At 73.7% G+C, this 9,516-nt stretch carries 9 protein-coding genes and 1 pseudogene; 8 read left to right on the plus strand and 2 right to left on the minus strand.

Going from position 1 to position 9,516, the window contains the following annotated elements:
• The first annotated feature begins 2 nt into the window (after nt 1-2).
• The 5 genes and pseudogenes from C1I92_RS17950 to C1I92_RS35445 all read left to right on the plus strand — a co-directional run.
• Nucleotides 3-326: a hypothetical protein gene (locus C1I92_RS17950; protein WP_111256025.1), complete on the plus strand. Its 324-nt coding sequence runs from the start codon at nt 3-5 to the stop codon at nt 324-326.
• 3 nt (nt 327-329) lie between these two features.
• The gene (locus tag C1I92_RS17955; RefSeq protein ID WP_199521333.1) at nt 330-1,226 is read left to right on the plus strand and encodes an aldo/keto reductase; all 897 of its coding nucleotides are present in this window, start codon (nt 330-332) and stop codon (nt 1,224-1,226) included.
• Nucleotides 1,223-2,065 carry an amidohydrolase family protein gene (locus C1I92_RS17960; RefSeq protein WP_111256027.1) on the plus strand — a complete coding sequence of 281 codons (843 nt, stop codon included), beginning with the start codon at nt 1,223-1,225 and terminating at the stop codon, nt 2,063-2,065. Before C1I92_RS17955 ends, C1I92_RS17960 begins: the two co-directional genes overlap by 4 nt.
• A gap of 52 nt (nt 2,066-2,117) precedes the next feature.
• Complete coding sequence (locus tag C1I92_RS17965) at nt 2,118-5,324, plus strand: right-handed parallel beta-helix repeat-containing protein (protein WP_111256028.1); 3,207 nt, start codon at nt 2,118-2,120, stop codon at nt 5,322-5,324.
• 274 nt (nt 5,325-5,598) lie between these two features.
• A pseudogene (locus C1I92_RS35445) lies at nt 5,599-5,979 on the plus strand (VTT domain-containing protein); the annotation flags it as partial.
• A gap of 147 nt (nt 5,980-6,126) precedes the next feature.
• Here the strand turns inward: C1I92_RS35445 and C1I92_RS35450 are convergent.
• Nucleotides 6,127-6,831: an SDR family oxidoreductase gene (locus C1I92_RS35450; RefSeq protein ID WP_111256029.1), complete on the minus strand. Its 705-nt coding sequence runs from the start codon at nt 6,829-6,831 to the stop codon at nt 6,127-6,129.
• A gap of 78 nt (nt 6,832-6,909) precedes the next feature.
• Here C1I92_RS35450 and C1I92_RS17980 point away from each other — a divergent pair, with 78 nt between their 5' ends.
• Nucleotides 6,910-7,272, plus strand: coding sequence for a winged helix-turn-helix transcriptional regulator (locus C1I92_RS17980; protein ID WP_111256030.1), 363 nt, complete (start codon nt 6,910-6,912; stop codon nt 7,270-7,272).
• On the opposite strand, the gene C1I92_RS17985 is transcribed toward C1I92_RS17980, so the two are convergent.
• On the minus strand, nt 7,263-7,661 hold the full coding sequence (locus C1I92_RS17985; RefSeq protein ID WP_111256031.1) for a MerR family transcriptional regulator: 399 nt from the start codon (nt 7,659-7,661) through the stop codon (nt 7,263-7,265). The two genes, C1I92_RS17980 and C1I92_RS17985, sit on opposite strands and share 10 nt — an antisense overlap.
• A 92-nt stretch (nt 7,662-7,753) precedes the next feature.
• Here C1I92_RS17985 and C1I92_RS17990 point away from each other — a divergent pair, with 92 nt between their 5' ends.
• Nucleotides 7,754-8,938: an ABC transporter transmembrane domain-containing protein gene (locus C1I92_RS17990; protein WP_199521334.1), complete on the plus strand. Its 1,185-nt coding sequence runs from the start codon at nt 7,754-7,756 to the stop codon at nt 8,936-8,938.
• Nucleotides 8,854-9,498 (plus strand): ABC transporter ATP-binding protein, encoded by a 645-nt coding sequence (locus C1I92_RS17995; protein ID WP_199521335.1) that lies wholly within the window; start codon nt 8,854-8,856, stop codon nt 9,496-9,498. The genes C1I92_RS17990 and C1I92_RS17995 overlap by 85 nt, the downstream gene beginning before the upstream one ends.
• Nucleotides 9,499-9,516: the final 18 nt, after the last annotated feature.

Here is a 9,516-nt window from a genome sequence, read left to right on the forward strand (position 1 = left end):
GCATGAGGGTTTCGCATACGGCTGTCATCGAACGCAACGGGCGCTTCGACACCCACTTCGCCACCGAGCCCTACGAGGCCGGCTGGGCCGGTGAGGCGCGCTGGTTCCTCCGGGTCGCGTCGGCCACCGGCAGGTGGGCGGTCCAGACGGAGATCTCGCCCGACGGGCACCACTGGTGCGCGCACGGCGAGGCCGTGCGGTTCGACGCGCCCGGGCTGTACACCGTCGGCGTCACCCAGTTCGGCGGCTGGCTGCGGCTGGCCGCGCATCCCGAACAGGGCGAGGCGCACCTGCACGCCCAGGTGTACCTGACGCTCAAGGAGTGACCCGTGGCTGAACCGATGCCGGCGTTCGGGCTGGGGCTCGCGCCGCTGGGCAAGGACGCCGGCGCGCCCTGGCGCGAGACGGTCGACGCCGCCTGGGACGCCGGCGTCCGCTTCTTCGACACCGCGCCGCTCTACGGCCCGTCGCGGCGGGCCGAGCAGCGGCTGGGTGCGGCCCTGCACGGGCGGGCACGGGGCTCGTTCGCCGTCGCCACCAAGAGCGGCTGGACCATGCTCGACGACGGCGCCAGGGTCGCCGACTTCTCCTACGACGCGACGCTGCGCTCGGTGGCCGAGAGCCTGCGGCTGCTCGGCGTGGACCGGCTCGACGTCCTGCACGTCCACGACCCCGCCGAGCACCACGACGCCGCGCTCGCCGGCGCCTACCGCGCGGCCGTGCGACTGCGCGAGGAGGGCGTGGTGGGCCACATCGGCGCCGGGTTCAACGACGGCCCGGCCGCCGCCCGGTTCGTCGCGGCCGCCGACCTCGACTGCGTGCTGATCGCGCTGCGCTACACGCTGCTGGACCAGTCGGCGCTGGCGTCGCTGCTGCCGCTGTGCGACGAGCGCGAGGTGGCGGTCATCGCGGCCGGCGTGTTCGGCTCGGGCCTGCTCGCCGACCCCGCCGACGGCGCGCCGTACGCCTACGCGCCGGCGCCGCCGGAGCTGGTCGGCCGGGCCAGGCGGCTGGCGGCCGTCTGCGCCCGCTATGGCGTGCCGCTGGCGGCCGCGGCGCTGCGGTTCCCGTTCGGCCATCCGGCGGTGCGCAGTGTCGTCGTCGGCGCCGGCACCCCGGCGGAGATCGCCGACGACGTCCGGCTCGCGGGCCTGGACGTCCCGCGGGAGCTGTGGGCGGAGCTGGTGTCGGAGGGACTGCTGCCCGAGGAGGTGCCCACGCCGTGATCGTCGATGCCCATCACCACCTGTGGCGCGACGCCGGCCGCGGCTACCGCTGGCTGGAAGGGCCGGCCATGGCGGCGCTGCGGCGCCCGTTCTGGGTGCCGGAGCTGCGGACCGTGCTGGCCTCGTCGGACGTGGAGCGGACGGTGCTGGTCGAGTCCGGGCTCGGCCGCGAGATCGAGGTCGAGGAGTTCCTGGCGGTCGCCGAGAAGACCCCGGAGATCGGGGGAGTGGTCGGCTGGATCGACCCGGCCCGGCCGGACCTGGCCGACGCGCTGGCCCGCTACCGGTCGCTGCCGGGCGGCCGGTTCCTCTCCGGCGTGCGCGCGCACGCGACGCACAGCCCCGACGCGGACTACTTCGACCGTCCCGAGGTGCGCCGCGGCCTGGCGGCGGTCGGCGCCGCCGGGCTCACCTTCGACCTGGTCGTCCGCCACGATCAGCTGCCGGCCGCCGCACGGGCGGTCGCGGCGCTGCCGGAGGTGACCTTCGTGCTCGACCACCTGGCGCTCCCGCCCCTGGACGGCGGCGCCGCGGGCTTGGCGCGGTGGCGGTCCCTGGTCGCGCCACTGGCGGCGTCGCCCAACGCCGTCGCGAAGGTGTCCGGCCTGGTCACGCTGCCCGGCGCCACCGTGGCGGCCGCGGCGCCGTTCGTGGCGGCGGCGGTGGAGCTGTTCGGCCCGGACCGGCTGATGCTCGCCGCCGACTGGCCCAACTGCCTGCGCATGGCGGACTACGCGCAGACCTGGCGGTTCCACGAGGCCGCGCTGCCCGCGCTGTCGCCCGCCGAGCTGGCCGCACTGCGCGGCGGCTCGGCGGTGCGGGTCTACGGCCTCACCTGACGGGGGATTTCGCACGGCATGACCTGATTCTCAATGTCGAGGAGGCAGTGCCATGACCCACGACCTGACCCGACGAACCCTGCTGCGGGGTGTGGCGGCGATCACCGCCGGCGGCGCCCTGATCGGCCTCGCTCCGCCCGCGCACGCCGCGGGCCGGACGATCTACGTCGCCACGAACGGGAACGACGGCTGGACCGGGCAGCACCCGGACCCGCAGAGCGACGGCAGTGGACCACTGCGCACCCTGCTCGAAGCGAGCGAGCGGGTCGCCGAGGCCGTCGCCGCCGGCCTGCCGGCGGGCGGCCTCGAGGTGGTCGTCCGGCCGGGCACCTACCACCTGGACGCGACGCTGGTGCTCGGGCCGGAGCACTCCGGCGCCGACGCGAGCCGGCCCGTCGTGTGGCGCTCCGAGGTCCCGCACGCGGCGGTGATCAGCGGCGGCCGGGTGCTCACCGGCACCTGGACCGCGCCCGGCTCCGACGGCGTCCGCAGCCTGAGCGTGCCCGGCTCCGGCCGCTTCCGCACCCTGTTCGTCGACGGCGTGCGGGCGCCGCTGGTGCGGTACCCCGCGACCGGGAACCTCTACCACGGCGGGCAGTCCCCGAACCTGATCCTGGCCGGCCTCGCCCGCGCCGGTGACTACGTCGAGTACACCTTCCAGGCCCCCGTGAGCGGGACGTACGACCTCTGGCTCGGGGTGTCCACCGGCCACGAGAACAGCCAGGGCTGGTTGCGGTTGGCGATCGACAACGGTGCGCCGCTGACACCCGGCACCATCGCCAAGAGCGACGATGACTTCCGTGTCGTCAAGTACAGCCGGGTGCTCACCGGGCGGTCCCTGACCGCCGGGAGCCACACCGTCCGGGTGTCCAACATCCGCACCGCCGCCGAGGGCCGGGTACACCTGGACGCTCTCGTCTTCACCACCAACACCGCGATGGTCCCGCCGGTCGGCGAGGTGCTGCCCGCTCCGGTCGCGGGCGAGCAGCGGGTCGTCGTCGACGCCCTCGACTACGCGGCCGGCTACAGCTCCATCGAGTTCCAGCGCATCGCCGTGACGGGCTGGGACCCGGACAACCACCAGACCCTGAAGGCGGAGTTCGCCCGGCAGCCGTGGGCCGACGACCCAGAGGCGTTCGTCGAGGTCGTGAGCGGGTTCCAGTACTTCAACGAGCGGCGCGACATCAGCACGGTGAACACCGCGACGGGGCAGATCCAGCTGGCGGCGCCGGCCAACGGGCGGCTGGAGCCGGCGAACCCGTTCACCGTCCGCGGCGTGCGTGCCGAGCTGAAGACGGCGGGGCAGTGGTATCTGTCGACCAGCGCCCAGCGGCTGGACTACCTGCCGCCGGCCGGTCAGGACCCGGGCACGCAGGAGTTCGTGGTCCCCGTGCTGGACCGGCTGGTCGTGCTGGCCGGCGACGGGGTCACGGGCGCCCGGGTGCGCTGGCTGACCCTGCGCGACTTCACGTTCACCCACTGCGCCACCGCGGAGTCCTACCCCGAGCCGCGCGTCGTCACCGACGCGGCGATCGTGCTCGACTGCGCCTCGAACTGCCGGATCGAGGACTGCCACCTCACCGGCGTCGACGGCTACGGCATCTGGCTGCACCTGGACAGCTGCGACAACGTCGTCGACGGCAACCTGATCGACGACATCGGGGCCGGCGGGATCCTGCTCACGTCGGCCCGGATCGGCTACGGCCACGAGTACGACGCCCGCTCACAGGTCCAGAACTTCGCCCCACTGCGCAACGCGCTGACGAACAACACCATCCGCGACGGCGGCCGGGTCTGGCTCTGCGCGGCCGGCATCAACCTGGACAGCAGGCCGCCGAGCACCGTCTACGCGGCCGGCAACCTCGTCGCGGCCAACCTGATCGAGAACATGCCGCGGCAGGGCGTGTTCGCGTTCCGGAACCAGGGCGGCAACATCATCGCCTACAACCGGATCCAGGACGTCGTGCTGTCGACCGCCGACGCCGGCGCGATCAACATCGCGATCATGACCAACCTGTCCGCGCCGTCGCTGGTGCGGCACAACGTCATCGTGGACGCGCCCGGGATGCTCCGGCTGGGCACCGGCGTCAGCCGGCCGTACGGGTTCGGTCTCTACGCCGACCACAGCACCAGCAACGTCTGGTGGGAACGCAACAGCGTCACGGGGGCCTCGCTGCCGATGCTCGTCCACGCGGGGCAGTTCAACGCACTGGTCGGCAACGAGTTCCTGAACCCGCACCAGGTCTGGTTCCTCGACACCGACCAGCACCTGCGCGACAACCGGATGCGCCGCAACGTGCTCTCCGACCCCTCGGCGGCCACGCAGCCGGCCGTGCGCCTCTACAGCCCGGTGTTCGCGTTCCAGAACCTGCTGACGGCCAACCCGCGGGCGGTCCTCGAGAGCGAGCGGAACGTGGTGTGGAGCGACCCGGCCGTGTGGTTCGAGCCCGGCCGGCGCACGTTCGCGGCCTGGCAGGCCCTGGTCGTCGACGTCGGCTCCGTCAACGCGGCGCCCGGCGCCACGTCCTACTCGGCGGTCGGCTTCCAGCCGATCGACACCGGCAACGCCGGGCCGGGCGCCGTCACAGCACTTCCTGCCCTCGCCGGCATGGCCGCGGTCACGACGACCGCCGCACCGGTCGTCGTCGACGCGAAGACGACGCGCTACTCGCCGACGTTCGGCCAGGCGGGCGCCTACCGCGTCTACGCGCGCCGGTCGTCGTCGACGGCGCCACAGCCGCTGCGGATCCTCGTCGAGCACGCCGACGGCCAGTCCATGTCGGTCTACAGCGAGTGGACCGGCACCGGCCGCAACCCCGAGTACACCCGGTTCGGGACCTACGTCGGGACGTACCGGTTCAACGCCGGCGCCGGGCACCACGTCACCTTCAGCCAGCCCGGCACCGCGACGCCGGTGATGCCGTCCCAGCTGGTGCTCATCCGAGTCCCGCAGTTCGACACCGCGGTCGCCGACGAGCTGTGGGACGCGGTCACCGCGGTCGGCGCCGCCACGCTGACCGTCGGCGCCACCACGCCGGTCGTCACCCGCGGCCTACTCGGCGACGGCACGCTCGCCGACCTCACCGGCGCGTCCATCTCGTACGGGAGTGACACTCCCGCTGTGGCCACGGTCGTCGCCGGCGGGCCGACCGGCCACCAGGTCGACGCGGACGGCGCCGGCACGACCCGCATCTGGGCGGCGGTGACGCTCAACGGGCTCACCGTGCGCTCGCGCCCCATCACTGTGGTCGTCACGTAGCGGAGCACGCCACCGGCCGGGTCGTCATGGCCCGGCCGGTGGCGGCGTCACGGCGGATTGGTGACAAGCGCACCTGTCCACTGATCGGCCGGCCGCCCACGCTGAGATCATGAGCATCGTCGATCGAACGCCCGGTCCCTGGGGCCGGTTCGTGCCGTGGCGTGGTCGCCCCACCCGCCTGGACCTGGCCCTGATGGGCGCGATCCTCGCGGTGGTGGCGCTCGGGCTGGTGCTGCGGCCGTTGAAGCCGTTCCTGCTCGCCTCGCACCCCGTCATGCTGTCGTTCCTCACCGGCGACCTCTCGGCGATCGGCGCCGCCGCGGCGTTCGCCCGCGTCGGCGAGGGACCGCTCTGGCTGGTCGTCCTGGCCGGCGCGGCGGGCATGGTGAAGCTGGACTGGCTGACCTGGTGGACGGGGCGGCAGTGGGGCGTGGGCATCGTCAGGATGTTCACGACCAGCGAGCGGGCGCTGCGGTTCGCCGGTCGCGCGACCGAGCTGCCGCCGTGGATCCTGCGCTCCGCGGTCGTGCTCGCCGTGCTGCCCGGTGTGCCCACGCCGGTCGTGTACGCGATGGCGGGCATGGCCGGGATGCGCGTGGCGACCTTCCTCGTCCTCGACTTCGCCGGCGCGCTGGTGATGACGGGCCTGGTCGCGGGCCTCGGCTACGGCCTGGGCCAGCACGCGGTCGACGTCGTCTTGGTCGTCGACCGGTACGCCTCGGTCGTGAGCCTCACCCTGATCGGTGTCGCCCTGCTGATCCCGGTGCTCAAGCGGCTGGTCCGGCGCCTGCGCGGCCTCGGGTCAGGCGGATCGGTGCCGGGCGCCGCCCTCGACGTGGATCGTCTCGCCGGAGACGAAGCCCGCCCGCAGCAGCCACATCACCGCGTCGACGACGTCATCGGCCTCGCCGTGGCGTCCGACGAAGGTGCCGGCCGCACTCCTGCTCAGGAGGCCGGCCTTGGCGTCACCCAGGCGGTCCCACGCGCCCGAGTCCACGACGCCGGGCGAGACGGCGTTGACCCGCACCGGAGCGAGATCGGCCGCCAGGTGGCGTGCGGCGTACTCGACCGCGCCGTTCGTGATCCCCTTGACCAGTGAGCCCGGCCCGGGCCGCCAGCCCACGACGCCGGAGAACAGCACCATCGACCCCGTCGGCCGCAGCACCGGGGCGAAGTGCTTGGCGACCAGCAGGGGGCCGAGCACCTTCGCCGTGAACGCGGTCAGCAGCCGGTCGCGATCCAGCTCGGTCGCGCGGACGTCGTGCGGCGCCGAACCGGTCGTCACGACGTGATCGACTCCGTCGCGCAGCCGCTGCGCCGCGGCCGCGATCGTCGCCTCGTCCTGCAGATCGACGCGCACCGCGGTGCCGCCGATCTCGCGCGCCAGCACGCCGGCCGCCGACAGATCACGAGCACCGACGACCACGTCGTACCCGTCCGTGGACGCACGCCTCGCCACTGCCGCGCCGAGCGCCCGCGCGCCTCCGATGACCAGGACCCGCTCCATGCCGTCACTCCCTCTCGTAGGATCAGGACGAACGGTATGGATTTGATACCGGTATCTTCAACGGAACCGAGAGCACCCATGGGCAAGGCGTACAACGTGATGGCGGCGACCTGTCCCAGTCGCACCGTGCTGCACCGCATCGGAGCCCGCTGGACCGTCTTCATCGTCAACGCGCTGGACGACGGGCCGCGCCGCTTCACCGAGCTGAAGGCGCACATCCAGGGCATCACGCCGAAGGTCCTGACCGAGACCCTGCGGTCCCTGGAGGCCGACGGCCTGATCAGCCGGCACGAGTACGACGAGAGCCCGCCGCGCGTGGAGTACGCGCTCACGCCGCTGGGCCGCTCGCTGCTCGTCCCGCTCCGCGCCGTGCGGCTCTGGGCCGAGCAGCACGTCCCCGACATCGAGGCGGCCCGGGCCCGCCGGCACGATCACGCGTAGCGCGACTCCGCCTCCGCGCGCAGGTACGGGCAGTCATCCGCTGGATGCGCCGACGGGCAGGTGAGAAGGTGCTCCAGGTGCGCCTTCGCGGCGCCGAGCCGGGTCAGCTGCTGCTCGATCGCCGCCACGCGGTGCTCGACGACGTCCCGCCAGGACGCCCCGCCGGTCAGCACCGCGCCGATGTCGTCGAGCGACATCAGGCCGGTCTCGCGCCACAGCTGGATCAACGCGATCCTGTGCACCTCGTCCGGTCCGTGGCGGCGCCGCCCGGCCCGGCGTTCGGCGGCCCGGAGCAGCCCGCGCTCCTCCCAGTACCGCAGCGTCGAGACGGCCAGCCCGAACCGGGCGGCCACGGCGCCGATCGGCAACGACTCCGTCGCAGCGCTCATCGCTCATCCCTTCCGCGTCCGGCTTGACCTCAAGCCGGCTTGAGCATGCAGCATAGCTTCTTGTTGAAACTGATCCTCAATAAGGAGTTCACGTGTTCGTGCGACGACGGATGCTCGCGCTCACGGCGCGGGTGCGCGGGTATGTGGCCGCAGGTGTCCTGACGGCGCTCGGTGTCACGGCGCTGCGCGTGGCCGCGGCCGTGCTGGTCGCGCGCCTCCTCGCGCGTGCGCTGGACGGCGCCGAGCCGGGCGAGCTGACCGGCCTCTTCGCCGCGCTGCTGGCCGCGATCCTCGTGCGGGCGCTGCTGCTGTGGTGGCGCGAGCTGCTGGCCGGACGCGCCGCGGCGGCGACCCGGGAGCGGGTGCGCATCGCCCTGTTCGACAAGCTGTTCGAGCTCGGTCCCGGCTACGTCGCCGAGCGCCGCAGCGGCGAGCTGCGAGCGACCGTCCTGGACGGTGTCGAGGCGCTCGGCCCGTACGTCTCCCGCTACCTGCCGGCGCTGGCCAACGCGCTGGTCGCCCCGCTCGGAATCGTGGTCTACCTGCTGTTCGTCGCGCCCGGCGCCGCGTTGGCCGCGCTGGCCGGCGCCGTCGTCGCGCTGGTGCTGCCGGCGGTGTGGGTGGCGATGCGCGCGGAGTCCAGCGGCCGGGTCTGGCGGGAGATCGGCGGCCTGGACGCCGAGTACACCGACACGATCCAGGGCCTGCTCACCCTCAAGGCCTTCAACGCGACGGCCCGGCGCCGGGCCGTGATCGCGGCCAGGGCCGACGCGGTGCGCGTCGCGGTGATGAAGGAGCTGCGGGTCTCGCTGCTGCACGTCGGGTTCAGCAACCTCGGCACCGTGGGCGGCACCGCGGCGGCGCTCGGCTGGGCGCTGTGGAGCGCGGCGAACGGCGGACTGGACGCGATCGGCCTGCTCACCGTCCTGGTGGTGATGCGCGAGATCTACCGGCCGCTCGACGAGGTCGGCCGGTACGCCTTCGACGCGATCACCGCGGACAACGCGGTGGGCGGTATCGACGAGCTGCTGACCGCGCAGCCCCGGACGCCCGAGCCGGTCCGGCCGGTCGGGCCGGCCGGCGGGCTGCCGCCACGGATCGAGTTCGAGGACGTCACGTACCGGTACCCGGGCCGCGACCGCGACGCCGTCCACGGCATCAGCCTGGCGTCGCCGAGGGCGAGACCGTCGCGGTGGTCGGCGCGTCGGGCGCCGGCAAGAGCACCCTGGCGATGCTGCTGCTGCGCTTCGCCGACCCCGACGCCGGCCGGGTCCTGATCGGCGGGCACGACCTGCGCACGCTCCCGACGGCGACGGTGCGCGCCCAGCTGTCCGTCGTGTGGCAGGACACCTACCTGTTCTCCGGCACGGTCGCCGAGAACATCGCGATCGCCCGGCCCGGCGCGACCGAGGCCGACGTCCGGCGGGCGGCCGAGGCGGCGGGTGTCGCAGGCTTCATCGACGAGCTGCCGGACGGCTACGCCACGACGGTCGGCGAGCGTGGCGCCCTGCTGTCCGGCGGACAGCGGCAGCGCATCGCGATCGCCCGGGCGATGCTGAAGGACGCGCCGGTCCTCGTGCTCGACGAGGCGACGTCCAGCGTGGACGCCGCCGCCGAGGCCGGCGTACAGGCCGCGCTCGCGGCCGCGGCGCAGGGCCGCACGACGCTCGTCATCGCACACCGGCTGTCCACCGTGCAGGACGCGGACCGGATCGTCGTGCTCGACCAGGGCGCGATCGTCGAGACCGGCACGCACGCCGGCCTGCTCGCCCGCGACGGCCGCTACGCCGCGCTGGTCACCGCCCAACTCCTCGACCCCGCCGGAGCCCTCCGATGACCGTCGCACCCCCCGAGA

Source organism: Jiangella anatolica, assembly GCF_003236295.1.
Classification (GTDB): Bacteria; Actinomycetota; Actinomycetes; order Jiangellales; family Jiangellaceae; genus Jiangella; species Jiangella anatolica.